The sequence below is a fragment of the Halorubrum sp. AJ67 genome, assembly GCF_000513435.1.
Genome location: NZ_CBVY010000012.1, coordinates 44926 through 46169, shown reverse-complemented (window position 1 = coordinate 46169; position 1244 = coordinate 44926). Strand labels below are relative to the sequence as shown.

The following is a 1244-nucleotide window of genomic DNA, read 5'->3' as shown; positions in this document are numbered from 1 at the left end:
GCCGAGGGACCGCTCATCGAGGGGACGAAAGACGACGCGCTGGCGGACCTGGCGGCCGACGTCGGCGTGCCGATGGACGACACGGTGGCCGTCGGCGACGGCGCGAACGACCTGCCGATGCTGGAGGTCGCGGGCCTCGCCGTCGGCTTCGTCCCGAAGTCCGCGGTTCGGCCCGTCTGCGACGCCGTCGTCGCCTCCATGTACCGGCTCGGGAAGGTGCTGGAGGCGCACGGCGTGCTCGCGGCGGAGTAAGCCGGTCCGGGACGATACCTGACCATGTTTGGATCAAGCCTTAATCAACGACGAGCCGAACGTGATCGCATGAGCGCTCTCGCCGGGGTGATCCGATGTTACCGACGCTGACGTATCTCCAGTTCCACCTCGTCTTCAGTCTCCCCGTGCTGGCGCTGCTGTGGTATCTCGCGCCGCGGTACGAGGCCGTCCGCCAGCGGCGGGCGACGGTCGGGATCGCCATCCTCGTCGCCATCGCGTACCTCTACACGACGCCGTGGATCAGCTACATGATCCGGCAGGGCGCGTGGTCGTATGCCGACGGAGCGGTACTCGTCCGGGCGCTGTCGATCCCCCTCGGCGAGTACCTCTTTTTCACCATTCAGACCGTCGTCACCGCGTTCGCGCTCCACCTGATCGGGTTCGACCCGACGTTCCGCGAGGGAGACTTCGACCGCGGTCCCAGAGTCGCCGGCGTCCTCGCGGGCGTCGCGATGGTGGTCGGAGGGCTCTGGCTGACGACGCTCGACCCCTCGTACCTCTACCTCGGCGGCCTGGTCGCGTGGGTCGGCCCGGTCGTCGCGCTCCAGTGGGCGGTCGGCGGCGGCTACCTCGTCCGCACGCCGCGGATGTGGCTCGCCGCGACGCTGCTCCCCGCCGCCTACTTCTGGGTCGCGGACCGGATCGCGATCGGGATGGGAACGTGGAGCATCTCCGCCGAGTACACGACCGGCGTCGCCGTGTTGGGCCTCCCAATCGAGGAGATGCTGTTCTTCGCCGCCGCCGGAGTGATGACCGTCAACGGGCTGGTGCTGTTCGAGTGGGTGCTCGACTGGAACGACCGCCGCGGGAGCGTCGCGGAGTCGGTCCCGTCGGGAGGGGCGGAGCACGACGTACCCGGCCCGGAACCGCCCGCCGACCCGGACCCCGACGTGGTCGATGACTGAGGCGGCGTCGACGGGCACGACCGACTCCCGTCCGAGCGAGGTCGGCGGCCGCGATCCCGAGGTGAC

At 69.9% G+C, this 1244-nt stretch carries 2 protein-coding genes; both read left to right on the top strand.

The window, feature by feature from the left end; genetic code table 11:
• Nucleotides 1–252, top strand: a 252-nt coding sequence (locus BN903_RS10630) for an HAD hydrolase family protein (protein WP_048077707.1), incomplete at its 5' end; no start/stop codon positions are given.
• A 95-nt stretch (nucleotides 253–347) separates the two neighbouring features.
• Nucleotides 348–1178, top strand: a complete 831-nt coding sequence (locus BN903_RS10625; protein ID WP_048077706.1) for a lycopene cyclase domain-containing protein — start codon at nucleotides 348–350, stop codon at nucleotides 1176–1178.
• Nucleotides 1179–1244 lie beyond the last annotated feature (66 nt).